The sequence below is a fragment of the Vibrio sp. ED002 genome (assembly GCF_023277445.1).
Lineage (GTDB): Bacteria > Pseudomonadota > Gammaproteobacteria > Enterobacterales > Vibrionaceae > Vibrio > Vibrio jasicida.
This window is the reverse complement of the sequence record NZ_CP080239.1, coordinates 660,844-686,979: the sequence shown is the minus strand read 5'-3', so window position 1 is coordinate 686,979 and position 26,136 is coordinate 660,844. Positions and strand designations below refer to the sequence as shown.

The following is a 26,136-nucleotide window of genomic DNA, read 5'->3' as shown; positions in this document are numbered from 1 at the left end:
AGAGGCTTTTTTACATAATATCAATACGTTACTGAACTTTAATATCGAACAACTTAGTAGGCAAAGCGTGCTGATAAAACAAGCTGTTGGCCGTAAGTACCGTTATTTTTTAAATCCGCACCCAACGACAGTTGTTGCGTAGAGTGAAAGCGTGCACCTAGGTTATAGATAGTCTTAGAGTCATCGTTGTCAATCAGTTGGCCAATACGACCATGTAGTTCAATGTTCTGCATAAACCAGACTCGAGTGCCGATGTTTACTTCTGTTTTCCACTCATCACCGTCGCCATTGTCTTGTTTGATGTTGTGAACCAACATTTGACCATAAATATCAGCAAATTGGCCTGCAGGACCATTGAAGCCAATACCGCCTGCAACATCCCAATCACCACTGAATTCACTATCAGCACGTCCAATAAAATGCGTATTTTCAGTAAAGTAGGTTGTGACTTCCCCACCAAACGTACCTGGGCTGGTACCCATGCGGAATTCCATTGTGTTGTAGTTGAAATTGTTTGCGTGAGCAGAAAGTGGCAAAACAGCGCACAAACCAAAGGCAGCAACCTTTAGAGCTTTACCTAGCATGGGTGTCTCCGGGCAAGAAAAATAATACGAACGAAAAAAAGGTCTGCAAAATGCAGACCAATATTTACAAAATATCATTTCAGGTGTTTCCCGTCACCTTAAACACTAGGACAGAGTGCTTATGATCATGGTGATGACGCCCAATTAAGCGGCAAGAGAGCAGTGCTTACATCACCACTAAGTGTTCAACTTCGATCTCTGGCTTACTACCGCCTTCAAACTCACCAAATAGACGAACTTTTATAGTCTGGTCAATTGGTGTCGCTAGACGGATGTCGTCGTCCAACTCAACCATGATCTCGCCAGAGCCATCGCTAAAGATAAACTGGTCTGAGCGTGTTTGACGAAGTAGGTTGCCTTCTACAACCACGTCTTTCTCAGTGAACATGCTTGAGTCTTTAATCAATGCATCGACTTTTTCAACCGTTACAGGACCATTAAATTGAATGCTTGATTGACCGTGGTTGTGGTCTTTAGCCATTGCAACAGTAGGAGCGATAGCAAGTGCAGCGATAGTAGCGATAACAGTGTTTTTCATAATTTGGTTTCTCTATTAAAGTGTTCGTTTTGATGGTGCTATTAAAACAAACCTTATTTGAACCATTACTGATTCGAACATTCATATTCGATTCATTTTCTTGAGTCCTATGCTGAGATAACGTTATGATTGTTCACCTTCTTTTTTCTCTTAATAAACGTTCATGAAATCACCAATCCCTTCATTAATGGTTCAAGGCACAACTTCAGATGCCGGAAAAAGCGTCCTTGTGGCAGGTTTATGCCGTGTATTAGCTCGTAGAGGGATAAAAGTTGCCCCGTTCAAGCCGCAGAACATGGCTTTAAACAGTGCAGTAACGAAAGATGGCGGTGAGATTGGACGTGCTCAAGCCGTTCAAGCGCAAGCCTGCAACGTCGAGCCTACGGTTCATATGAACCCTGTGTTGATTAAGCCAAACAGCGATACGGGCGCTCAAATTATCTTACAAGGTAAAGCATTGTCCAATATGGACGCTGTCGGCTTTCACGATTACAAAAAAGTCGCAATGGGCACGGTATTAGACTCTTTCTCTAAACTGACCGAAGAATTCGAATCCGTGATGATTGAAGGCGCTGGCAGTCCAGCAGAAATCAACTTAAGAGAAAATGATATCGCCAACATGGGATTTGCCGAGGAAGCAGACGTTCCCGTCATTATTATTGCAGATATCGACCGCGGTGGCGTGTTTGCCCATCTTTACGGGACGCTAGCGTTGCTATCCGAATCTGAACAAGCGCGCGTTAAAGGTTTCGTAATTAATCGCTTCCGTGGCGACATCAGCTTGCTTGAATCTGGTCTTGATTGGTTAGAAGAGAAAACGGGCAAACCTGTACTCGGAGTATTGCCGTACCTTCACGGGTTAAACCTTGAAGCAGAAGATGCTATTACGGATCAGCAAGAGCTGTCTTCACAAGTGAAACTCAATGTCGTGGTACCAGTTTTAACGCGCATTAGTAACCATACTGATTTTGATGTGTTGCGTCTAAATCCAGACATTAACCTTCGCTACGTTGGCAAAGGTGAGAAGATCGATAAAGCCGATCTCGTTATCTTGCCGGGTACTAAATCAGTCCGAGACGATTTGGATTATCTACGTAGCCAAGGGTGGGACAAAGACATTCAACGCCACATTCGCTTGGGCGGCATAGTCATTGGCATCTGTGGCGGCTACCAAATGCTTGGCAACGTAATTGATGACCCAAATGGTGTAGAGGGCCGGCCTGGTCGTAGTGAAGGCCTTGGTTTGTTAGACATCACAACAACTCTAACCGATAGCAAACAGCTTACAAACACACGAGCAGAGCTTTCTCTTAACGGCAAAAAAGCTAATGTGAAAGGTTATGAAATCCATGTGGGAAGAAGTGAAGTGCAGGGCGCTCAACCTATCAAGTTAAATTCTGGCGAAGCAGAAGGCGCGCTTAGTGAATGTGGCCAAATCATGGGAACCTACCTACACGGCTTCTTCGATGAGGCAGATGTCTTGAGCCTTGTTTCAGAATGGGTAAACGGCACTCAAATCAAACAACAAGACTTTGAACAGCTCAAAGAACAGGGCATTAATCGAATTGCAGATGCGATAGAACAACATATGAATCTTGACTTTCTGTTCAAATAAAACCAGTTTTTAACTGTCTGAAGCATAAATAAAAGTGGAGATTGCTTTCCACTCATTCATCTTCTGCCTGTCTAGCACCGGAGTGTTTTTATGAAAGCATGGAAAATTCATGCTTGCCTAGTGGCAATATTGAGCGTTTCATCAGCAGCAAACGCGGCAACTGACTTAAAAATTTATGCAGCGTCGTCAATGACTAATGCGATTGATGATATTGCTCAAAAATTCGAGCAAAAATACGATGTATCAGTCACACCTGTATACGGTGGTTCATCATCCATTGCTCGCCAAATTCTAAATGGCGCACCAGCCGATGTGTTTATCTCTGCAAACACTAAATGGATGAATTACCTAGTAAAATCAAAATCCGTAAAGAGTGACAACGTCACTACTTTAGTGCAAAATTCCCTCGTTGTCATTGCGCCGCAAAATAGCAGTATTGCAACATTTGATTTCTCTGATGCTGATGCTTGGAATGAGGCACTGGACGGCAACCGCCTTGCTCTAGGCAATCCAGTGTCCGTTCCTGCCGGAATGTATGCAAGAGAGTCTTTAACTAACCTTGGCGTGTGGAAAGTACTAGAACGTCAAATTGCTCCAGCAAAGAACGTTCGTCTTGCACTTGCGCTAGTAGAGCGAGCGGAAGCCCCGTTGGGAGTGGTCTACAAAACGGATGCACAATTGACAACTAAGGTGAAAATAGTTGGAGAATTTGCAAGCGATACCCACGCAGACATCGTTTACCCAGCCGCGATTGTGAAAGACTCAATACAATCAAAACAATTCTTCCAGTACTTGAAGTCGGATGAAGCAAAACAAGTCTTTGCTCATTACGGTTTTCAATAAAAGGGATCAGAGTGTCAGAACTTGAATACCAAGCCTTAATGCTAAGCCTAAAAGTCGGCACCTATGCCGTCGTTTGGTTGATTCCAATAGGCGTAGCTCTCGCTTGGTTACTGTCTAGAAAAGAGTTTATCGGTAAGTCCATATTAGATAGCTTGATTCATCTTCCACTCGTATTACCTCCTGTGGTTATTGGTTATTTGCTACTGATCTCTCTCGGTCGTCAAGGATACTTGGGTGGGTGGCTATATGAACACTTTGGTTTAATATTCAGTTTCAACTGGAAGGGGGCCGTCATCGCCTGTATCGTCGTGGCCTTACCATTAATGGTCCGTTCGGTCCGATTGAGTTTAGATACGGTTGACCCCAAATTAGAACACGCAGCGTCAACCCTCGGAGCGTCGCCGTTAAAAGTCTTTGTCACAATTACGCTTCCGTTAACTATTCCTGGAATCATCACTGGTACCATGCTCTCGTTTGCACGCAGTTTAGGAGAGTTCGGTGCCACTATCAGCTTCGTTTCGAACATACCAGGGGAAACGCAAACCATCCCACTAGCTATGTACAACTTTATAGAAACGCCTGGTGCTGAAATGGAGGCCGCGCGCTTGTGCATCATTTCTATTGCCTTAGCTCTGTCGACGTTAATGATCTCAGAATGGTTAAATCGTAAAGCCGCAGCGCGTCTGGGGGCCAAGCGATGAGTATAGAAATTCAATTTAAACAATCACTTGGTGAAACCAACTTTGACATTAATCTATCGTTACCGCGTAACGGAATAAGTGCGCTATTTGGTCGTTCCGGCGCCGGAAAAACGACTCTAATTAACGTTATTAGTGGATTAGTTACACCACAGCAAGGCAAAGTGGCGATTGGCGAGCACATCCTTTTCGATAGTGATGCGGGTATTAATCTACCGACGCATAAGCGCAAAATTGGTTATGTATTTCAAGATTCTCGCTTGTTTCCGCATTATTCAGTAAAAGGAAACTTGCTCTATGGTGTTGTAGAAAAAGATGAAGAGTATTTCGATAAGGTCACAGAATTACTTGCTATTAAACCACTATTAAAACGCTTCCCAGTTTCTTTGTCGGGCGGTGAAAAGCAACGTGTAGCCATTGCGCGAGCACTACTTTCTAAGCCTAATCTGCTTTTGATGGATGAACCTTTGGCTTCCTTAGATATGCCACGTAAGCGAGAAGTCATGCCATTTTTAGAAGAGTTGTCTGAGCAGGTCAACATTCCGATCGTGTACGTTACGCATAGCTTGCAAGAAATCCTACGCTTGGCCCAACACCTTTCGATTCTCGACAAGGGACGAATCATGACGTCAGGTAAGCTTGAAGAAGTGTGGGCGTCTCATGCGATGCGTCCATGGCAGTCATTTTCCGATCACAGTAGCTTGTTTGAGGGCAAAATTGCGACCCATCATGACAAATACGCGTTAACGTGCGTAAAGCTCGCACCGAAGGCTTGTTTGTGGGTTCAAAAGGTCGATGGTGAGCCAGATACGTCAATTCGCCTGCAAGTGCGTGCCAATGATGTCTCTATAGCTTTGGAAAAACCAGTTGCGACGTCTATTCGTAATGTACTGTCAGCGACCGTTGCATCCATTGAAGAATTCAATGCTGGCGAAGACAAACAAAGTATTACGGTATCGCTGAAGTTAGATACTGACTGCCACTTATGGGCGACCATTACGCCTTGGGCGTTGGATGATTTGAATTTAAAAGTCGGTGACATGGTGTATGCACAAGTAAAAGGGGTCAGTGTAACGCAGAGAGATATCTCGTTGGCGCATCACTAGCACGTAACCAGATTATACGAAATAAAAAAGGCCGCAATTGCGGCCTTTAACTTAACTGAAGTAAATGGGAAGAATTACTTCACAAATACTTCTTTAAATTCACGCTTAAGAAGAGGATCGCGACGCGCTTTCTTAAGTTGCTTAACCATGTCTTTCACACAGTTGTGAAGAACATTGTCAAGAAGTTGAGAACGGTAGTCTTCTTTGTCTTCATCTGTCATATTTTCAGGCAGATTAAGCGTTGGGAATTCTTCCATTACGTTTAGACCAGCGAATGCTTGGCCAACCGTTACTAGAGCGTGGAATTGCTCAAAGTTGTCCAGAATGTTTTGTGCACTTGCAGGCATTTCGTCCCAAGACGCACGAACAGCTTCTTCAGACACTTCATGGATAGAGGTAACCATCTCGAACATTTGCTCTGGAACTTCGTCAAATTCGATAACTTTACGTAGTTCAGGAGAAATGGTTTCTAGATCGATTTTTTTGCTTTCGTTGTTAGTTGCTTCTGACATGGTGTGTCTCTCGTTACAAAAGGCGGGAATATTAATACCAAATGCATCAAATAGCTACCATAAGAAGCATTTGATTCCGTGACCACTCAACAAAAAAATATAGCACTAAATGAGTGGCGTAATGCAACAATCTCGTGAGTATGATATATGTTTAATAAAGACTTACAAAAGAATGGGACGCGCTATGCAACCGACAGGGACATCGATGCGCATTCTACTGGTTGATGACGTTCAGCTGGATCGAATGCAGTTGGCTATCCGTTTGAAACAACAAGGTCATATTGTTAAAGCCGTTGGAAGTGGTCTAGAAGCATTAAATACTTATGAAAGCTTCGACCCAGAACTGGTTCTGCTAGATATCGCTATGCCAGACATGAATGGCTTTGAAGTATCACTTCATATCAGAGAAACGTTCCCGGACTGGATCCCAATCATCTTCCTCAGTAGCCATGAGGAACCAGAAATGATCGCCAAAGCTATTGAGGCCGGCGGGGATGATTACCTCATCAAACCTGTCGACAAGCTTGTTCTTAATTCTAAGTTGATGGCAATGCAACGTATTGCTCACATGAGACGAGAGCTGAAACAGGCGACCGCACAACTAGAAGAGATGAACTCAAGATTACAACAGCAAGCCAATGAAGATGGTCTAACGAAGTTGTATAACCGCCGCTATATCGATCAAAAGTTTGAAACCATGATTGCTTGGCATGGCCGTCATCATATGCCAATGGCCCTCATCTTACTCGACGTTGATTTCTTTAAGCCGTTCAATGACAACTATGGGCACATAGAAGGGGATCGCTGTCTGCAAGCTATTGCGAATCAACTCAAAGCAACGTTCTGTCGTTCTGGAGAGTATGTCGGGCGTTATGGTGGGGAAGAATTTGTCATTCTGCTCAATAGCACGGATGCGAAAACTGCAGAAAGGGAAGCTGAACGCGTGCAAGAGGCCATGTACTTCCTCGACTATCCACATGCATACTCTAGCATTGCAAATAGAGTGACGGTGTCACAAGGGGTCTTTGCCTTTCAACCCACAGGTAAAGACAACATAGCAGAATTGTACGCAACGGCAGATAGAGCGCTTTATTCGTCAAAGTCTCTAGGAAGAAATACATACACTGTGGTAAATGCTAGTTGATTCAGAAGTTTAATTGCAAAACCATCGCTGTGACAATGTCACTTATCTCTAGTTTTTGTCACGCAAATCCCGTACAGCAAACGCTACAAAAAGAGTTTGAGCGCAACTTCGCGATTGGCATTGTGCTCTCTGACAGTGATGTCTTTACCTTAGGCTTTCATGATTTCGACCCCAATAAATATCTTAATATTGATAATGAAGATATTGGTACCCAAGACTCTGTCGACCTGAGAAAACAGGTTGCGCTGTCCACACTTCCTTATCACTTATCTCTTTCTGAAGATAAAACTGCCCCAGTTAAATATAATCTCAAAGGTCGATTATATGCGTTAGGTATCGACCAAGATGTGACCGTCAATGAAGACAAAGTGCCCGATCGAAACAAAGAGCTTATCTTAGGGTCTTACACCGAAATTGAACAACAAAACCAACTCACAGAACATCTATCATTGAGTGGCGCCGCCGGAGCTCACCTGATGTATTACCGCAACGAGTATTCCTACCGTAGTGATGCGCTCGATAACCTTAAGCCATATATAGAGGGAGTTTACCTCAATACCGATGCTTGGGCGTTGGTCGGAGAGGTCAATGCAGAACTCAAGTACCTCGAAAATGAAAATTGGGGGAAATGGTACGTTTGGTCGTCGCCACATTACTTTTATGGAATGGGTTGGGGTGAAGGAAATAATGGCGATATAGGAAACCCAGAAGGCTGGTATTGGGTGAACGGCGTCAAATTGTTTTACGACATCACCAAAGTGGGCAGAACCGTCCAGTCTGTATACACCAGTTTCAATCGAGTTGATGTTGGCGGTGATACGAGTAAACCGATGAATACCTCACACTACTATGAAGCAAGCTTTGGTTGGTTAATGACACCACCGTTTAAAAGCGAATGGATTGATAACATAGGTCTCGGCCTGTCCGTCAATTACGGCAGTGCACTAAAAGGCGGAAGCCTTGTTTTGTTCTTTAATCAGGAGTAATTCCGCAATGGCAAAGAAAACCATTGCATTTCCTCACTCGGCGAGCCAAAATCGCGCCCCATTTTGCTTAATAGGAACATAAGCACATAAACCAAGTCATGGAACGACAATAACAAACCTATAAAAGTTATGCGTAAGTTGGCTTGTTTGGCGATGTGTTTCGCTTCTACTTCATCTTATTCCAGCACCGTTGAAAAGCAGCTGCAAAAAGAGTTCGATTATAACTTCGCCTCCAGCATTGTCCTTTCAGACAGTGATGTGTTCACCTTTGGCTTCTCAAACTTTGACCCTAACGAATACCTCAATCTCGATGATGATTCTTTAGGTGATAACGAATCCGTCGACCTTCGGAAGAAAATCTCCGTATTGTCGTTGCCATTCAGTATTCCGGCGAGCAATTACCGTTATTCCCCATACCAGACAAACGTGAACGGGCGAGGCTACCTGCTTTCTTCTCAACAAAAAGTGTCCGCGTTAAATGCCGACATTCCTGACGACCTTGATGAGCTTGTTTTGGGTGGCTACTTAGAAGTTGAGCAAGAGGCTTATTTGAATCGCAATATCACGTTGGGCGCAGCGGCGGGAACGCACATCATGTACTACCAAAATGATTACGCTTATCGTAGTGATACGTTGGAGGATTATCGTGACCAAATCGATGGTATTTATGTCAATACCAACGCGTTAGCAATGGTCGGCGAGGTCAATGCGACACTAAAATACAGCCCTTATGGTCATTTTGGTCAATGGTACTTTTGGTCTTCACCACATTACTTTAACGGCGTTGGTGTCAATCTCGGAAAAGGTGACAACGTAATTAACCCTGAAGGCTGGTATTGGGTTAATGGCGTAAAGGTCTTTCACCGTCTAGCGATATGGCAAAACATGGTTCAGTCGTTTTATACCAGCTTCAACCGAGTTGACATAGGTGGCGATACCAAGAAACCGTTAAACACGGATCACTACTATGAAGCGAGTATGGGTTGGCTTATGACACCACCGATTAAAATCCCATTTGTGGTGAACATAGGTGTAGGGATGAGTCTCAACTATGGCAGTGCGTTTAAAGGGGGTAGTTTGGTCATGTTCTTCAACCAAGTTTAACGCTTTTCAGATTTCAACGACTCTTGTAAGCAGAAAATAGGACAATTAAGCGTGGCAGAACTTCACACAGTTTCGGCCCGCTTTTTTGGCTTTATACAGGGCGTCATCAGCAAGTTTAATCACGTCAGTTGGGTTTCGTGCACTACGGCTGTCTGCAACCCCAAAACTCGCAGTGACAGATACGGTCTTTTTCTTTGAATCAGCACTTCCGCGCTTTTTGCGGCCTTGTTTGTTGTCATCAGGTCGACTGTCTTGATCGCGTAGAATCATTTCATATTCAGCAATCAATTCGCGAACTTCTTCCACATGAGCTTCGCAGTCTTCGGTGTACTTACCTTTAAAGACAATGGTGAACTCTTCACCACCAAAACGATACACCTTTGCTCCACCTTGTGTCTTCATTAGGCGCGAAGCCACCATCTTTAACACATCATCACCGGTGTCGTGGCCGTAGGTGTCATTAAACTTCTTAAAATGATCAACATCCAGCATCGCAATGGTGAACTTACGTCCCATATGCTTAAGGTCCAGATCCAACGCACGACGGCTAGGAATGAGCGTTAAGCTATCAGTAAAAGCCAGTTGATGGCTCGCCGATGTGGAGTAAATGATGATCAATAGGCCCGTTAGTGTAAACATGGTGCTAGAGATATATTGGACGTCGAAGAAGATAAACGTCGCCGAGGCTAACACCATCGCAGAGTAAGTCATCGCATGAATGATCTTATTCTTCTTCAGCACCAAAATGCCAAGGAAGCACACAATACCAACGCAATAGAGCACAAGTACTAGAGGAAGTTTGGAAACCTTGGGAACAATAAACAAGATGCCATTGGTCCACTCATCGAATCCACCTTCTACGTAATAGGTCAGCGTCACATAGGACCAAAAGACAAACATAACCAGCACAAAAATGTAGGCTAACGTGGCTTTGGAATCGAAACCTTCTTTATTGAACAGAAACACCGCTAGGAAAGAGACGGGTAAAAGACTCGCTAAAATGGTGAGCTCTAAAAGCGCAGTTCCCGTTTGAAGCGGAACTTGTAGGCGATGTTGGATTACGAAGTAGGCAAGTAGCATGGCAATGCAAACCATAGACTCGCGACCTTGCTTGAATGAGTAACACATTAACAGCGCACAGCCCAACAAAATATATGGCAAATTCGAAGCAATGCCCCAGTTAGACTGAGTCATCTGAATGATGCTATCCATACCCAAGCTGATCATACCCAACAGTATTATTGGAAATAGAAACCGAAAGCCTGGAGAGGTCATTAAAGATGAAGCCATCTACTACAAATCACCTGCAAATAGTTGAGTATATCTAAAGAGTTACATTAAGCATTCAATTAATACCGTGTGTGGGCAGTATATATTCTGACGCTTTCAAAACTAACAAGAATACGTGTATTTGCGAATTTTCCAAGTGTTTTACAGTCGATGATTACAAAAAGAGAGAGGTTGATTAAATTAAGACCAATCAACAAGTTGCACGATAGTTGTGACTGCTATAATTTCGTAGTGTTGAGCAAAGGAGAAAAATCGATGCAAATCAGTTCAGATGTACACAATTATATGGAGACCCTCGTAGGGCAAGAACTCTCTTCAGAGCGATACGTCGATCAGTTTGATCATGAACAGTTAGCTGACATCGCTTGCTTGGCGCTGATCCAATTAAAACCAGTTTATATCCGCCATGATATCGATTTTCTGTCTGCTCTACCTGAGCGTAAACTGACGCAGTTTAAAGATAGTGTCTATATCGCGGTAGAAAATGCAGCAGCAATGGTGCAAGAAGATCGACGCACGAATCGTAACAATGATGTACCTGTAATTTTCTCGCATACCAGTTATGATGAAGACAAAGAACTGGATTGGTTTGAGAAGCCAATTCTCAACGTCAACATTAAGTAATGAGTGTCTTAATCAGTCTTAAATAGATAAGGCATGCCCAAGGAGGAATTGTGGGATTCTTTTCGCGCTTGTTTGGTGGTGGTGATAAAACTGCCGCAGTTAAAACCGTAGACCCCGTCGAATATAAAGGCTTTTTGATTTACCAAGAGAGTATTTCAGAAGGTGGTCAGTACCGCATTGCAGGACGGATTGAGAAAGAGTTCGATGGAGAAGTGAAAACCCACCGCTTTATTCGTTCCGACTTGATAGGGTCAGAACAAGACGCCAACGAGCTGATGCTGAAAAAAGCGCAGATGTTCATCGACCAAATGGGTGAAAAAATCTTCAATTAAGAACTCACTGCAACTTGATTCGAATCATCTCCAAGAGAGCCATTAGTGTATATGCTGATGGCTCTCTTTCTTTTTATGGCTTAATTACCTGTTAAATTAACCACTTAACATTCATCTGGTTAGACCTCTGTCTAGTGGCGCTAATCGTTGTTATTTTTCAGTGCGAAGTAGAGAATTATTCATTACTTAGCGTTATATGTAATGAAATTTAGTATTTTTATTACAAAATACTTGAAGTCATGATGGACGTTCGTTAAAAACAGAAGAATAACAGGGCTGTTAGTCAAGATTTGACTGTGCAAATGGGTGACCCAAAACACCATCATTCGTTTGCGTTTTCTTGCGTAGTAAACAGATAGAAATAAAAAAGAATTAGAGTAGAGCAACGCTCTGTTTTGGGACTAATTATTGATATGTATACAAGGAGTATGCGTTTTGCAAATCGGTGTACCTAGAGAAATACTCGCGGGTGAATCGCGAGTAGCTGCATCACCTAAATCGGTTGAGCAGTTAATTAAGTTGGGGTTCGATGTCGCAATCGAATCACAAGCGGGGGTGCTAGCCAGTTTCGACAATGCGGCTTATGAAGCAGCAGGGGCGACAATTGTATCTAGCGACGAAGTATGGCAATCAGGCTTAATTCTTAAAGTGAATGCGCCTCATGTTGATGAAGAAAATGGCATCGATGAGATCGCGTTGTTACAAGATGGCGCAACATTGGTTAGCTTTATCTGGCCAGCGCAAAACGCGGAGTTAATGGAACAGCTCTCAAGCAAGAACATCAACGTTCTCGCAATGGACTCCGTTCCTCGTATCTCACGTGCGCAAGCATTAGACGCACTCTCTTCTATGGCTAACATCGCCGGTTACCGAGCAGTGGTTGAAGCTGCTCATGAATTCGGTCGTTTCTTCACTGGCCAAATTACTGCCGCTGGTAAAGTACCACCGGCTAAAGTGTTAGTTGCAGGTGCAGGTGTCGCAGGACTAGCAGCAATCGGTGCGGCTGGTAGCCTTGGTGCAATCGTTCGTTCGTTCGACGTTCGTCCTGAAGTGAAAGAACAAGTCGAATCGATGGGCGCTGAGTTCCTGACGGTAGATTTCAAAGAAGACTCAGGCTCAGGTGACGGTTACGCTAAAGAAATGTCTGATGAGTTCAACAAGAAAGCGGCTGAGCTATACGCTGAGCAAGCGAAAGATGTTGATATCATCATCACTACGGCGCTAATTCCTGGCCGCCCAGCACCGACGTTGATCACCAAAGAAATGGTCGACAGCATGAAAGCGGGCAGCGTGATCGTTGATCTGGCGGCTGCCAATGGCGGTAACTGTGAATATACAGAAAAAGACAAAGTCATCACGACATCCAATGGCGTAAAAATCGTTGGTTACACTGACATGGTAGGCCGTCTGCCAACGCAATCTTCTCAGCTCTACGCAACCAACCTTGTAAACCTTCTAAAACTGTTGTGCAAAGAGAAAGATGGCAACATCGATATCGACTTTGAAGACGTTGTGTTACGTGGTGTGACCGTCGTGAAAGAAGGCGAAATCACTTGGCCGGCACCACCGATTCAAGTTTCTGCTCAACCACAAGCAAAAACCCAAGAACCGGTCAAAAAAGAGCCGAAAGTTGAAGAGCCAACTTCACCAGTTAAGAAATTCGCACCACTGGTTATTGGTTTGGGTGCGTTTGGCTGGGTTGCATCAGTCGCTCCGGCTGCATTCCTATCACACTTCACCGTTTTCGTATTGGCGTGTGTGGTAGGTTACTACGTAGTTTGGAACGTGACTCACGCACTGCATACACCACTTATGTCGGTAACAAACGCGATTTCCGGCATCATCGTAGTGGGTGCGCTACTGCAAATTGGTCAAGGTAATGGTGTAGTTACCTTCCTATCATTCATTGCTGTTCTCATTGCAAGCATAAACATCTTTGGTGGCTTTACCGTGACCAAACGTATGCTTGAAATGTTCCGCAAAGACAAATAATAGGAGTTACCAATGTCTGCAGGATTAGTACAAGCGGCATACATTATTGCTGCGCTATTTTTCATCTTAAGTCTCGCGGGACTTTCTAAACAAGAATCAGCACGAAATGGTAACTACTACGGTATTGCTGGTATGGCAATTGCGCTTATTGCGACAATTTTCAGCCCAAGTGCCGAAGGCTTTGCATGGGTCATCATCGCGATGGTGATCGGTGGTGGTATTGGTATCCACTACGCGAAGAAAGTAGAAATGACAGAAATGCCAGAATTGGTTGCGATTCTACATAGCTTCGTGGGTATGGCCGCGGTACTTGTTGGTTACAACAGTTACCTAGAGCCACCAGCACCAGTATCAACAGATCTTGCTGGTATTCACGCAGAGCACGTTATCCACCTTGTAGAAGTATTCCTTGGTGTGTTCATCGGTGCGGTAACCTTTACTGGTTCTATCGTAGCGTTTGGTAAGCTTCGTGGGATCATTTCTTCTTCACCACTTAACCTACCTCACAAACACAAGATGAACCTCGCTGCGATCGTTGTTTCAACACTGCTTATGATTTACTTCGTAAAAGCAGACGGCAGCATGTTCGCACTGATCTTGATGACACTGATTGCTTTTGCATTCGGTTACCACTTAGTGGCATCAATAGGTGGTGCAGATATGCCGGTTGTTGTTTCAATGCTGAACTCATACTCCGGTTGGGCGGCTGCGGCAGCAGGCTTCATGCTAGCAAACGACCTATTGATCGTGACTGGTGCGCTGGTTGGTTCTTCAGGTGCCATCCTTTCTTACATCATGTGTAAAGCAATGAACCGCTCGTTTGTAAGCGTAATTGCAGGCGGCTTCGGTCAAGAAGTAGTGATTTCAAGTGACGAAGAACAGGGGGAACATCGCGAAACATCAGCTGAAGAAGTTGCTGAAATGCTGAAAAACTCGAAGTCCGTAATCATCACCCCAGGATACGGGATGGCAGTGGCACAAGCTCAATACCCAGTACATGAGATCACAGACAAGCTACGAGCTCAAGGCATTGAAGTTCGCTTTGGTATTCACCCAGTAGCTGGCCGTCTACCTGGTCACATGAACGTTCTATTGGCTGAAGCGAAAGTACCGTATGACATCGTACTAGAAATGGACGAAATCAACGACGACTTCCCAGCAACAGATACGGTTCTGGTCATCGGCGCAAACGACACAGTAAACCCAGCGGCACTAGAAGATCCAAACAGCCCGATTGCTGGTATGCCAGTATTAGAAGTTTGGAATGCGCAAAATGTCATCGTATTCAAGCGTTCAATGAATACAGGTTACGCAGGCGTTCAAAACCCACTGTTCTTTAAAGAGAATACATCGATGTTGTTCGGTGATGCGAAAGAGAGCGTAGAAGCAATCTCTAAAGCACTGTAAGCGTAGGGGACATCAGCATCTGCTTCGAAAGGAAGTATTTGCTTTAAAACTCATCAAGGCCAGCATTCGCTGGCCTTTTTTTGTGGGCTTTCAATGTTATAGTACTGCAAATCCTTAAGCTGCCTAATGTCATTTGTTTTTAGATTGATGTATAGTTCTGGCTAATGTAACAAGTACCGGTAACAGTTTGATTAAACAGTTTTTGCTCCGTTCTGCCTTAATGCTGCCACTTTTCTCGGCAAGCGCATTTGCAGATTCATTACCAGAACGAATAGATACGTTTACAGAGCTATTTAATTATGAAGTGGCTCTTAAATCGTATGATATACGCATACTGCAATCGAACTACCCAACCAAATTGCTTTCACCGGACTCAATGTTGCCACAAACGGCCGATTATCCGCTAAAAGACATTCAACAGCTGTATCGCTTGGCGAACACATGTCGCGGAAAACTGCCGTTAAGTCCTTTAATTACGGAACCTTTGGTGTTTACTCGAGCCTTATGTAAAGGAACGCAACTCACACCACGTTGGTTTTCTCGTAGTGGGTTGATTCACCCAGGAGGCGGCACTTACGCAGCTCGTTACGCTGAGAAATATCCAGAACTGCGCCCTAAGCTTGCACAGTACATGCACATTAAAGAGCGCACTAACGATGATGGCGATGAACTGCTAGAAAGCTTGCAAAGCATGGATGATGATGCAATAAACGCACTCATCGCTGGTGCGAGCATGTTCATTGAAGGGAAGGAGCTTTGGCTACGCCGCGGTGATCACTACTTCGTTTTCTCTAAAAATGTTTGGCAAGAAAACGTTGCGAATGCTGGTCTGTCTTACGGGCTCGCATCAGAAAGCCGAAGCTGCTTTGTGAAACGCGGTAACATTTGTTGGGATGTAGAAGATCACTCGCAAGTGTTGCGGATCAGCATGATCATTCTTGTGATTGCCAACATCTTATTGGTGATCGGCTGGGCAGTGTACCGCTGGAACAGCAAACGAGAAGAAATGCGCAGTCGCATGTTGGTACTGCAAATTCTTACTCACGAACTAAGAACGCCGATTGCGTCTTTGTCTTTAACCGTTGAAGGTTTCCGTCGTGAGTTCGAACATCTTCCAGAAACCGTTTACGACGAATTTCGTCGATTATGCGAAGATACGCGCCGATTACGCCAGTTAGCAGAGGCAAGTAAAGATTATTTGCAATCTGATAACCAAATGCTTGCAACAGACTGGGTTCCTTCTGTTGCAGAATGGCTAGAATATAAGATTGAAGAAGAATTTGATAACGCTGTACTTTTCAAAATAAACGAAGATGTAGCTGCTAAAGTTAACGTGTATTGGCTCGGAACCTGTATCGATAACTTGCTACGAAACGCATTGAAGTACGGTAAAGCACCGGTCGAACTATGTGTAGAAACCAGTGCGGATAAAATCATTATCCAAGTCATAGATGCCGGCAGTTTAACTGCAAAAGATTGGGCAAACCTAAGAAAGCCGTTCGTAAGTAAGAGCGGACTAGGGCTTGGATTAACAATAGTTGAATCAATGGTAGGCCGCATGGGCGGAAAAATGTCCCTAATGGGACCACCTACAACCTTTATATTGGAGATACCTTGTGAAACAGACACTGCTTCTCGTTGAGGACGATAAAAACTTGGCTGACGGCCTGTTAGTAAGCCTGGAACAAGCAGGATATGAGTGTTTACATGTGGAGCGTATTTCAGACGTTGAGCCACAATGGAAAAAGGCTGACTTAGTCATTCTGGACCGCCAACTACCAGACGGCGACTCAGTACAATCTCTTCCTGAATGGAAAAAAATTAAAGATATCCCTGTAATCCTTCTTACTGCACTGGTTACTGTAAAAGATAAAGTTGCGGGTTTAGATTCTGGTGCGAACGATTACTTAACAAAACCATTTGCAGAAGCGGAACTGTTTGCGCGTATCCGAGCACAACTTCGCGCACCAGATTCAGCGGAACAGGGTAATGCAGACAAAGTGATGACCAAAGACCTTGAGATCGACCGCGCAACTCGCGAAGTCGTATTCCAAGGTGAAATGATCACTCTGACTCGTACCGAGTTCGATCTACTGCTGTTCTTGGCATCTAACTTAGGACGCGTATTTACACGTGATGAATTATTAGATCACGTTTGGGGTTACAACCATTTCCCAACAACGCGTACTGTAGATACTCACGTACTTCAGTTACGTCAAAAGCTACCGGGTCTAGAAATAGAAACGCTACGTGGCGTTGGTTACAAGATGAAAGCGTAACGGCAAAGAATGAAAACACTACTTCCTGTAGTTCTCTCATTGCTATTAGTGAAACCAGTCCAAGCTACGGACTGGTTTCAAACTAATACACCACTGACACAAGCTCACCAGCATCTGCTCGAAGATGACCTTGGTGGCATGTTCAATTCCCTTGTCGAACTATGGCAAAGTGAACCAAACAAAGAACTCACACCGCACCTCAATGATTTATTAGCACAATCACTTTCTAGAGACTGCGGCAAATCATTAACAGGTGTCACGCTTCCTGATTGGATAAGCGGCATTAACGTTATTCGACAAACCATCCAAAGCCCAGGCAGAGATACTTATCGACTTGTCGTTAAGCTGCGTGCAACAACGGATATTGAAGACATCTCTTTCCGCCGTTGGGTCGACAGTACGATCTCTGCAGACAGCTCATTCAATTTTGAAGAGCAACCGGAAGGCGCAGAACTGGCAAATGAACGCAGCTTTTTAAAACGCTACAATCTAACAGGCAAGTTGGATGCGGGCTTATATCACTTATCAGTGACGACAAAAGACAAACGTACTTACCGTACATGGGTGATCTTAGGCGATTCAAACTCGACACAATATGTTCGTTGGACTTCAAAAGAGAACTGGAAAGTAGAGAAGAGCGCGTTACGGAACCCACATTGTCCGCTACCACAGCTAGAAGTCGGCCTTTATGATTATGTCGAAGGTCAATATGACCAAGTATGGAAAAAGACATACGAATCTAATTACCCAAATTCTCTCGAATTAGATGGAATCCCTAATGACCGATATGTGTTAGCTGTGAGCATTAACAGTCGACGTTGGCAAGGTGACATTATTGTTGAGCAGGCTCAAACTATTAGCCGAACTTATGATGTTTCTCTCGAAGAATAGCTAAAGAAATTACACTTGTGCCGATATAAGTTCAGGACGAACGAAATCACAAGTGTAGTATGAAGACACAATTCAAAATTTTAACCACGACCATCACAGCAGCGTTATGCTCTAGCGCTGCTTTTGCTGGCACTTACGCAATCGAAGCTCGTAGTGACGCAATGGGTGGAGTCGGCACCGTATCAGCCTCTTACCTAACTGCACCATTCTTTAACCCGGCATTAACGGCAATCTACCGTCGTAATGATGATGCAGGTATGATCGTGCCAAGTTTTGGCGTTAACTATAACGATCAAGACGGTTTAATCGACGAAATCGAACGCATAGGTAAGCTGACCGATCCAACAGAAATCGTAAATTCCTTAGACGCGATTAACGGGCAAAAGATGGATTTTGACCTTGGTGGTGTCGTCGCCGTTGGTATTCCTAATAAATTCTTATCTGCAACAGCTTACGGAAAATTATATACCGAGTCTTTCGTTGAACCGACTATCGACACGGCAAGTGGTGACCCGTTAAATGATAGCTACGTGCGCGGCGTCTCTATTGGTGTGGCAGAAGCGGGGATCTCCCTCGCTAAATACACCAACTTCATGAATCAGCATTTGTCGTTTGGTATTACACCAAAACTACAGCGCATCTACACTTACTCTTACGCAACAAGCTTTGCTGCGTTCGATACCAAAGATTTGCGTGAAAATGAAACTGCAGAAACCATGTTTAACCTTGATGCGGGTGCATTGTGGTTCTTTGGTCCTTACCGTTTAGGTATTTCAGCGAAAAACTTAATCGGTCGCGACGTGAAAACAAAATCTTTCACCTACAACGGCGATACCATTCAATCCTACGAATACAGCATGCGACCAGTCTACACCGTAGGTGCCGGATATGTCGCAGATTACTTCAGCTTCAGCGTTGACTACGATTTGAATGAAGAGAAGAAGTTCTCTACCTTTGATGACAACACGCAAATGGTTCGAGCCGGTTTTGAAATTGACGTACTTCGTCAGCTAGCACTGCGTGGGGGATACATGAAGAACCTTGCACGTTCAGGTGACGAGGGAACGATCACGGCGGGTATTGGTTTGTCACCTTTGAACTTAATCGAACTTGATATTGCAGCGCAATATACCAATGAAAACGCAATGGGTGCTTCGATTAATTTCCTTGCGACCTACTAAGCGAGCCGTTATAGTCAGCTCCTCATATTGAGGAGCTTTTTTATGTTTGACGATTTACCACCTCTGTCTCATCAAGAACAGCAACAAGCTGTAGAACGTATTCAAGAATTAATGCAGAAGGGTACCAGTACCGCAGAAGCGATTAAGATCGTAGCCCAGCAAATTCGAGCAGAATACGCCGCGAAGAAACAAGACTAAGAAATTACAAAGAGCAGGGCACAGACCCTGCTTTTTTACGCCCCTCACATATATCGCTAAATCAAACAACTCCCCTTCTTTTCACCACACTACCTTAAACAAATTCAACGTTACCACGTAACCAAGCAGTTCAAAAGTGGAGTAGAAACACCTGCCATAATAAGTTAGTAAAATTTTACTAGACACCATTAACCATCACTTTGAAATGCAGGTAAAAACACTGCGCAAGCACAGCAAGTTAAACATAATCCTTTAAATACAAACACTTAACTCAGGATAATCATTCAAGCAATAAAACACTCCCACCTCGTTCTGTAATTTAATTACAGTAACGAATTCAATGGCCATATCCAATAGTGAAATATTCTGCAAAAACATAAAAGAGACGCCGTCACTTTGATTGGCAGAAAATTTAGACATATAAAATGGTACTTATGAAAACAGTGAGTACTTGCGGACTAAAACCGAACCAAATCTGAAACCGTACTTAAAACAGAAAAAGAGAATGAGTAAACGGTGTTTTTCAACGTGAGATTTAGATGGAATGAGCGCAACTTTTTTCAAAAAATGATCACTGGCCTACATTGGAGATATAAACGCAATTTTACTTACGTATTACACTGTAACGTTATAAGGTAAAAGTGAGATGCTGAATGGGGTGAACTATTGATGAGTAAAGTTTGCAGTTAATTCTTAAGCCTTTTGCTGCATGGTAGATACTTAGTTCGTTAGTGTTGAGGGCCAAATAAAAACGGCAGGAGAGACGAGTTATGTATAGTGTGTCTAAACAATATGTAAGTAGAATCTAATAAGCGCTTAAACCTTTCGATCTAGTTCAGACCTGCACTAATGATGATTTACACAACGTGCGCTGAACCGATACCTTAGGCACGTCTATTGACCTAGACGGCTTCGAAAATGTTACTACATACGTTTCCATGATCAGTGAGAAGCCAACTAAAAAGCCGAACCCTTGGCGATGGGGTTCGGCTTTTTTAACTCTATGGTATCGAGAACCGAGTAAAACTAGTTACTACGGGCGCAGACAAAACCAGTAACCCAAAAAAGGAAAGTGACAGTGAAGTTTCCCGAAATCGATTATCAATTCTGGTACACGACCTGGTATGAGACCGTAGGAAAAAAGACAACTTATTCCAACGTTAACTCTAGAAAATACATGCATTTCAATGGTGACTTAAATGCCTGTATGGACGAAATTTTTTCCATGATCAGTAAAAAGCAATTCGACAAATCAACGATACTTAGAATCGTTGATCTCATTTATTGCTGGGGTGGTCCATCTGGAAGGTTGTTTTATGTACCAATGAAAGGGAAAGATGCCCCACGACAAGTGCTAGAAGATGATGTAAGAGCATTTGAACAGTACATGCTTGGGGTCCAACTCGCAGTCGATGGCAATATCAAGTGCATAGATGAGTTCTGTAAGCTCGACGGAATTGGCAAATCGTTCGCAACTAAGCATGCTTATTTTTGGAGCCACGACAGTGCGTTCCCTTTAATGATCGTAGATTCCAAGATTTCCGGTGCCCTTGGATTTACAACAACGCAGCAACTCGAAAAAGCATACTCCAATGAGCAGTTAGTGACCGCATTTAGAAAGAAGGCAATGGAAGAGTTCGGAGAGAATACTCCTTCAATGGTAGAACGTGCTCTATTCGCGTTCCATAACAACTATTTCTTGAATGACAATTCGAACTGGAAAAACAAAACTACGCATCGTGATAGTCATGTCGCCACCGGTTTGGCAAAAACATTGTTTGATACTGAAAACAGCTAAACCTTTTTGTTTTTAAGGCAAGTCACTCTGGGATAAATAGCTTATATTGGTAATTCACTATCCGTGGTAAATCGCCAAAACCATATAGAAGTGTAGGGTGCTTGGGTAGAACTAGCCCAAGTTAAAGTCTTATTCACTTGTGATGTTTGCGCTGATGGGGATGAATCTGAAATACCAGATGGTTACTCATCAAAGGACTGCAAGACGTTCGAGAAAGCGTATTGGTTCTAAAAGCTTCGCGTAATGTTGGCGCATAAAGGATTAAACTCGACCCCACACTAATGACGATTTACATAGCGGGCAGGGAGCCAATACATTTGGCAGGTCGATTGACCTCGACAGGCTTCCAATTCGTTTTCATCGACGTCCACCAAAATCAAGAAGCCTACAGAGAAGCCGAACCTTAGCGATGGGGTTCGGCTTTTTAATGCACAACCTGATAAGCACCCTGTTTTATAAACCTAGAACTGTGATGAAAGCTGCAATAATTACATGGATATAAAATTAAAATCTCATTGAAACAAAAATAAGAGGGTTAAATTTTGCGTTTACACAGTATTACTATAAATAACTTCCGTAAGTTGAAAGACTGTACTATTACATTCAAAGATACGACGTTTCTTATCGGTTCTAACAACGCAGGGAAATCGAGTGTTTTTGCAGCACTAAACAGTCTACATGGCGACAAAGCAATGCAAAGAGAGGATTTCTCTAAATCGTATGATGAAGAGCGTGAAGATTATACATACGAAAAAGAAATCTCTATCATTGCGGAGTATCAGGACGTTAGCCCTGAGACTGAGAAAATGCGAGGGTTTAAAGGACGTGTCGTCGATACAGAAGACACTATGGTAGGAGAGACTGGGCGTTCAATCTTTTACAAAAAAGTATGGACACTGGATGCGACTAAACCAAAATTCTATCTAAAAGAATACCCAAGAACGGTAAAAGCGGAATATTCGGCACTAGACAAAGTAAAGGATCTTGTGTGTGATGCAATTCCAGAGGAGCGCCTTTTAGAGGTGTTTACAGCCAAAGAGTTTGATAAAAAGCTTAATGCCGCTGCTATTAGCAAAAAGTTATTTGAACTAGATGAATATTGGGACATTTCTTCCAATGAGGAAGCTAATTGGGTCGAAAATCCGGGTGGTATTGCTGGTAACGTACTAAAAGGATTGCCAAAAGTCGTAATCATTCCAGCTGAATCTTGCGTTACTGAACTAACAACAAAAGGAGGCGCATTACAGACTACACTCGAAGAGCTCTTCACTTCTGTACGTGAAAAGTCTCCGCATTATGCAGAAGCTCAAATCCTATTGAACAAATTGGCAGAAGAACTAAACCCGAACGATATCGAAACTGATTTCGGCAAATTGATGCGTGATTTGAATGAAATGGTTACTACGCTATTTCCAGATTCAGCGGTTCACGTCAGTGCCGATTTAAACCAACCAGATAAAGTAATTAAACCTGAATTTAATGTAGAGTTGGAAAGCAATGTAAGGACAAGTGTGGGCTACCAAGGACACGGTATGATTCGAGCCACAGCTTTCCAGTTATTGCGTTTTGTTCGAGATTTCTTCAATAAGAATGCACAGACTAAAAGGCATACTATTTTTTGTTTCGAAGAGCCTGAACTGTTCTTACATCCAGCTGCAGCGAATCAAATGAGAGATGCATTGTATGATCTAGCTGGAGAACATTGTCAAATCGTTGCTACAACACATTCTCCGTATATGGTTAACCTTGGAACAGATAAAAGTGTAAGCCTGACTAAGTTCAAACTTGAAGATACATTCTCAACAACCAACACATTCAATCTGACAGGAGCATTTGAGGCTTTGCAAGGAGATGAAAAGCAGAACCTCAAAATGCTCTTAAAAGTTGATGATTACATTTCTCGAATGTTCTTTACCAACAAGAGTATTTTTGTTGAAGGAGACACAGAAGAAGTTGTAGTTAGAGAAACCATTAAACGCTTAGAGAAAACAGACAAAGCACAAGTAATCGGTAATTGTGAGTTTCTTCGTGCACGAGGTAAAGCAGTAATGATTTCTTTAGGAAAATACCTTAATGCCTTAGATATCAATTACATATTTATGCACGACCGAGATAAAGGTACAGCTAAAGCTGAGTCCATCAATCAACCTATTCTCGAAGTTACTGGTGAAGAGCGCAGAGTAATGATCAATGAGTGTATCGAGGACTTACTTGGATACCAAGCCCCAAGCTATGAAAAACCATATACCGCATTTAAGTTTATAGACGAGAACTGGGGGGATAAGTTCGACCAATTACCTCAGGATTGGACAAATACCTTTATCAAACTTTGCTCTCCGTACATAGATAACCTTAAACCTTAAACTTAGTTTTACTTGGTATCCACTCGGCGGCTTTCATTCGACGGCCGCCTTTAAAAGGCATCACATTTTCTTTAGCAGGATAGACCTTTGGCTGGTCTATATGCCCAAACTTCTCGACTAACTGACGATGCTCGTCACGCCAGAACACAAAACTTTCCAATTCTTTAGGGCTAAACTCACGGCCAGACGGCGTGATGATGATAGCTCGTTGTTCACAAACACGAAAACCAGACCAACGAATATCATTGGGCAAGTAACCAAGTGATTTGATGAGTAGAAGTTTTTCTGCCATTGGATTAACAGGCATCGTGCCATCAAGCCAACGAACAACGGTTGGCTTGGTTACGTGAAAGTAATCTGCGCCTTGCTTAATAGATTTAAACTCACGCCAAAAGAGTGTGCGGAATGATTCGTGAAACATGATAACGCTCGCATATTGGATAACTGACTAAAAATATTTTTCTTGTTGTTTTCGCCGTAACCGAACGCATCATAATGTGGCGGGCGGGCATTTAGGCGTTTTTAATGGACTGTGTAAAACAATCGTCAGCAATAGTACAAATGACTTAAACGTTTAAAACTAGCAAAATTAAAAATTACGACTTGGTTATCAGACACTTATGAAAGGCTTAATCAAATAGTTAGCCTTTGTTAACAAAACTCGATTTTGTCAATCCCATTTTAAAATGTCCTCTTTTCTCCCAAGTAGAAATGTCCCTTTATGAGCTAAATAGAGTAGGTGAGTTAGGTTTTACTGTTAGAAGCTTTGAAGGTTTCTGGTGTGATGAGAACTGGGTTTATCGCCCTCAGTTGTTCCTGAAGCGCTCTTTGTTGAGCTCTGCGTTTAGGCGCTTTTTTGCTCCTGGTGCGTTTCTGTTGTCGATCGAATTCTTCTTGCTGTTGCTGAGCAAACTTTAGGACTTGGCCTAATCGTTTGTTGTCGACAATTTGGGTTTGCTGAACATGCTCAAGCTTATCGAAAATTTTGAATTCTAACTTTCTGTGGCCATACACAATCGCAATGTCTCCGTTGGGATAGTCTAAGACTTTGACATGCTCGTGAACTAAGCGAGTATTTTCTTCATTTGGTTCAATGAGATAAACCACTTTGTCATATTGAAATGTTAGCGATTTAGAGAGCTTACGTATTTCCTGCCAACTGAAAATATCGTCAAGTTCCTGCGGGGTTTCGCGCACTTTTCGATGCATGTTTTTCGGATACATTGCCGGCTTAGCAAAGCGTCGATTGAAATCAGCAATGAAGTAGGGAAGCCAAGCATTCGCTTCTTCGATGGTGTTGATTCCCTGCAAGCGCATCTCTTTGACGAGTCGGTCTTGAAGCGTCAAGTTTACTCGCTCCACACGACCTTTAGCTTGTGAGCTATTCGCACATATCAGTTCGATGCCTAACTCTTTTAAGGCTCGGGCATATTGAGTTTGACCGACTTGTTTTTGCTTTTCCTGATTCACTCGAAAAATCGAATGCTTATCGCTGTAGAACGCTACAGGTTTGCCGTGTTCATTAAGATATTCTCTCGTTGTTAACATGTAATCAAAGGCCGATTCGGTTTCGCTGAACCTTAAGTTCATCAGGCAGCCAGTCGCATCATCAATGAAGACCAGTAAGCAACATTTGTCAGCGCGTCCTTCAAACCAATCATGGTGAGAGCCATCAATTTGAATGAGTTCGCCTAAACAGTCACGTCGGTAACGGGGTTGGTAAATTCGAGGTTTTCTCTTGGAATGTGGAACCCAAAGAGCATCAGAGATCATCCATTGGCGAAGCGTTTCTAAGGAGATATTAAATCCGTGAACCTCTGTAAGCTTTTCATGTACGAGCGTTGGGCCAAAATCTAGATAGTATTCTGAGATAAGTTTGAGTACGTGGAGCTTGGTGTCATCGCTGATGCGATTACTCGAAGGTTTACCGCGGTTGCCATGAGCTAGGGATTCAACGCCAAGTTCCTTAAAAGCTTTAAGTATGCGAGACAAGTGTCGATAGCTTATTCCAAGAATGGATGTGGCATCTCGGCGCTTTAACTTATTGTTTAATACATCTTGGATAATGGAGAAACGTTGCAACTCATGGTCGTTCATCGTAACTAACATCCTAAATACCTCCAAGCAAACATAGGACAGATTCACTTGGAAATATTAGGACATTATCGCTTTGGGTTTACAGATTTAGTGCGCATTATATCTGTTTATGTTCAATTCAGTTGCATATCTATTATTTATAGAATGTCCCGCTTTTGAGGGACAATTCAATGAAGTATCACGAAATGACAAAAAACTATATTTTTCGTGAGTTTGAATGTGGTTTAACCGTCGAACAAGCTGCTGAACTTTGTTTAAAAACTGTGAGAACAGTCAAAGAATGGGACAAGGGAAAAACCATACCACCAGAGTGCAAACGGTTAATGCGGATGACTAAGGGTAGGGAACTTAGTTCATCGGGACAGTGGGAACACTTTAAGATGCACCATGACAGATTGGAGTTACCAACAGGTCAACTTGTTACAGCTCAACAAGTTTTGACAGGGATTGCTTTATTAGAAATTGGGGCTTTGACTGACCTAGAGGCGGCTGGGCAAGTACTGAAATATGCTAGGGCGCTTAAAGAAATGATGTAAAAAAGGGCTCCATAATGG

General features: G+C 43.1%; 25 protein-coding genes. 19 read left to right on the top strand and 6 right to left on the bottom strand.

The window, feature by feature from the left end:
- Positions 1-53 precede the first annotated feature (53 nt).
- Both ITG12_RS19885 and ITG12_RS19880 read right to left on the bottom strand, forming a co-directional pair.
- Positions 54-584, bottom strand: coding sequence for a hypothetical protein (locus ITG12_RS19885; RefSeq protein ID WP_038870690.1), 531 nt, complete (start codon positions 582-584; stop codon positions 54-56).
- A 166-nt stretch (positions 585-750) separates the two neighbouring features.
- A complete protein-coding gene (locus tag ITG12_RS19880; RefSeq protein ID WP_248874836.1) occupies positions 751-1,122 on the bottom strand; it encodes a NirD/YgiW/YdeI family stress tolerance protein in 372 nt (123 codons plus the stop codon).
- Between the two features lie 163 nt (positions 1,123-1,285).
- Here ITG12_RS19880 and ITG12_RS19875 point away from each other — a divergent pair, with 163 nt between their 5' ends.
- The 4 genes from ITG12_RS19875 (at position 1,286) to modC (ending at position 5,384) form a co-directional block, all read left to right on the top strand.
- Positions 1,286-2,737, top strand: a complete 1,452-nt coding sequence (locus ITG12_RS19875; protein WP_248874833.1) for a cobyric acid synthase — start codon at positions 1,286-1,288, stop codon at positions 2,735-2,737.
- A 90-nt stretch (positions 2,738-2,827) separates the two neighbouring features.
- On the top strand, positions 2,828-3,580 hold the full coding sequence (gene modA / locus ITG12_RS19870; RefSeq protein ID WP_248874831.1) for a molybdate ABC transporter substrate-binding protein: 753 nt from the start codon (positions 2,828-2,830) through the stop codon (positions 3,578-3,580).
- An 11-nt stretch (positions 3,581-3,591) separates the two neighbouring features.
- On the top strand, positions 3,592-4,281 hold the full coding sequence (gene modB / locus ITG12_RS19865) for a molybdate ABC transporter permease subunit (RefSeq protein WP_039977772.1): 690 nt from the start codon (positions 3,592-3,594) through the stop codon (positions 4,279-4,281).
- Positions 4,278-5,384: a molybdenum ABC transporter ATP-binding protein ModC gene (modC, locus tag ITG12_RS19860; protein WP_038877381.1), complete on the top strand. Its 1,107-nt coding sequence runs from the start codon at positions 4,278-4,280 to the stop codon at positions 5,382-5,384. Before modB ends, modC begins: the two co-directional genes overlap by 4 nt.
- 74 nt (positions 5,385-5,458) lie before the next feature.
- Here the strand turns inward: modC and ITG12_RS19855 are convergent, their stop codons facing one another.
- Positions 5,459-5,896, bottom strand: a complete 438-nt coding sequence (locus tag ITG12_RS19855; RefSeq protein ID WP_038870697.1) for a DUF3069 domain-containing protein — start codon at positions 5,894-5,896, stop codon at positions 5,459-5,461.
- A 184-nt stretch (positions 5,897-6,080) separates the two neighbouring features.
- Between ITG12_RS19855 and ITG12_RS19850 the strand changes: the two genes are divergently transcribed.
- The 3 genes from ITG12_RS19850 to ITG12_RS19840 all read left to right on the top strand — a co-directional run bounded on the left by ITG12_RS19850 (position 6,081) and on the right by ITG12_RS19840 (position 9,130).
- Positions 6,081-7,040: a diguanylate cyclase gene (locus tag ITG12_RS19850; protein ID WP_038877400.1), complete on the top strand. Its 960-nt coding sequence runs from the start codon at positions 6,081-6,083 to the stop codon at positions 7,038-7,040.
- A gap of 35 nt (positions 7,041-7,075) precedes the next feature.
- Positions 7,076-8,026 carry a Solitary outer membrane autotransporter beta-barrel domain gene (locus tag ITG12_RS19845; protein WP_063344336.1) on the top strand — a complete coding sequence of 317 codons (951 nt, stop codon included), beginning with the start codon at positions 7,076-7,078 and terminating at the stop codon, positions 8,024-8,026.
- Positions 8,027-8,155: 129 nt separating this feature from the next.
- Positions 8,156-9,130, top strand: a complete 975-nt coding sequence (locus ITG12_RS19840; RefSeq protein ID WP_248874829.1) for a Solitary outer membrane autotransporter beta-barrel domain — start codon at positions 8,156-8,158, stop codon at positions 9,128-9,130.
- 45 nt (positions 9,131-9,175) lie between these two features.
- Here ITG12_RS19840 and ITG12_RS19835 read toward each other — a convergent pair whose 3' ends face one another.
- On the bottom strand, positions 9,176-10,420 hold the full coding sequence (locus ITG12_RS19835; RefSeq protein ID WP_038870701.1) for a GGDEF domain-containing protein: 1,245 nt from the start codon (positions 10,418-10,420) through the stop codon (positions 9,176-9,178).
- Between the two features lie 255 nt (positions 10,421-10,675).
- Between ITG12_RS19835 and ITG12_RS19830 the strand changes: the two genes are divergently transcribed.
- The 11 genes from ITG12_RS19830 (at position 10,676) to ITG12_RS19780 (ending at position 23,485) form a co-directional block, all read left to right on the top strand.
- A complete protein-coding gene (locus tag ITG12_RS19830; protein ID WP_038870703.1) occupies positions 10,676-11,044 on the top strand; it encodes a late competence development ComFB family protein in 369 nt (122 codons plus the stop codon).
- A gap of 50 nt (positions 11,045-11,094) precedes the next feature.
- Complete coding sequence (locus ITG12_RS19825; RefSeq protein ID WP_038877383.1) at positions 11,095-11,376, top strand: HlyU family transcriptional regulator; 282 nt, start codon at positions 11,095-11,097, stop codon at positions 11,374-11,376.
- Positions 11,377-11,811: 435 nt separating this feature from the next.
- Positions 11,812-13,368 carry a Re/Si-specific NAD(P)(+) transhydrogenase subunit alpha gene (locus tag ITG12_RS19820; RefSeq protein WP_038870707.1) on the top strand — a complete coding sequence of 519 codons (1,557 nt, stop codon included), beginning with the start codon at positions 11,812-11,814 and terminating at the stop codon, positions 13,366-13,368.
- 12 nt (positions 13,369-13,380) lie between these two features.
- The gene (gene pntB, locus ITG12_RS19815; protein WP_038877385.1) at positions 13,381-14,775 is read left to right on the top strand and encodes a Re/Si-specific NAD(P)(+) transhydrogenase subunit beta; all 1,395 of its coding nucleotides are present in this window, start codon (positions 13,381-13,383) and stop codon (positions 14,773-14,775) included.
- A gap of 220 nt (positions 14,776-14,995) precedes the next feature.
- A complete protein-coding gene (vxrA, locus tag ITG12_RS19810; protein ID WP_161625078.1) occupies positions 14,996-16,417 on the top strand; it encodes a sensor histidine kinase VxrA in 1,422 nt (473 codons plus the stop codon).
- A complete protein-coding gene (vxrB, locus tag ITG12_RS19805) occupies positions 16,392-17,054 on the top strand; it encodes a response regulator transcription factor VxrB (protein WP_038870712.1) in 663 nt (220 codons plus the stop codon). The genes vxrA and vxrB overlap by 26 nt, the downstream gene beginning before the upstream one ends.
- Before the next feature lie 9 nt (positions 17,055-17,063).
- A complete protein-coding gene (locus tag ITG12_RS19800; RefSeq protein WP_038870714.1) occupies positions 17,064-17,945 on the top strand; it encodes a DUF2861 family protein in 882 nt (293 codons plus the stop codon).
- Positions 17,946-18,004: 59 nt separating this feature from the next.
- Positions 18,005-19,126, top strand: coding sequence for a conjugal transfer protein TraF (locus ITG12_RS19795; protein ID WP_054755312.1), 1,122 nt, complete (start codon positions 18,005-18,007; stop codon positions 19,124-19,126).
- Positions 19,127-19,168: 42 nt separating this feature from the next.
- Positions 19,169-19,324 (top strand): YoaH family protein, encoded by a 156-nt coding sequence (locus ITG12_RS19790; protein WP_080774323.1) that lies wholly within the window; start codon positions 19,169-19,171, stop codon positions 19,322-19,324.
- A 1,078-nt stretch (positions 19,325-20,402) separates the two neighbouring features.
- A complete protein-coding gene (locus tag ITG12_RS19785; RefSeq protein WP_248874827.1) occupies positions 20,403-21,122 on the top strand; it encodes a hypothetical protein in 720 nt (239 codons plus the stop codon).
- A gap of 542 nt (positions 21,123-21,664) precedes the next feature.
- Positions 21,665-23,485: an AAA family ATPase gene (locus tag ITG12_RS19780; protein WP_248874825.1), complete on the top strand. Its 1,821-nt coding sequence runs from the start codon at positions 21,665-21,667 to the stop codon at positions 23,483-23,485.
- On the opposite strand, the gene ITG12_RS19775 is transcribed toward ITG12_RS19780, so the two are convergent.
- Both ITG12_RS19775 and ITG12_RS19770 read right to left on the bottom strand, forming a co-directional pair.
- The gene (locus ITG12_RS19775) at positions 23,475-23,906 is read right to left on the bottom strand and encodes a phage protein (protein WP_248874823.1); all 432 of its coding nucleotides are present in this window, start codon (positions 23,904-23,906) and stop codon (positions 23,475-23,477) included. The two genes, ITG12_RS19780 and ITG12_RS19775, sit on opposite strands and share 11 nt — an antisense overlap.
- A gap of 323 nt (positions 23,907-24,229) precedes the next feature.
- A complete protein-coding gene (locus ITG12_RS19770) occupies positions 24,230-25,582 on the bottom strand; it encodes an ISNCY family transposase (protein ID WP_248875064.1) in 1,353 nt (450 codons plus the stop codon).
- A 170-nt stretch (positions 25,583-25,752) separates the two neighbouring features.
- Between ITG12_RS19770 and ITG12_RS19765 the strand changes: the two genes are divergently transcribed.
- Positions 25,753-26,118, top strand: a complete 366-nt coding sequence (locus ITG12_RS19765) for a regulator (RefSeq protein WP_248874821.1) — start codon at positions 25,753-25,755, stop codon at positions 26,116-26,118.
- The last annotated feature ends 18 nt before the right edge of the window (positions 26,119-26,136 follow it).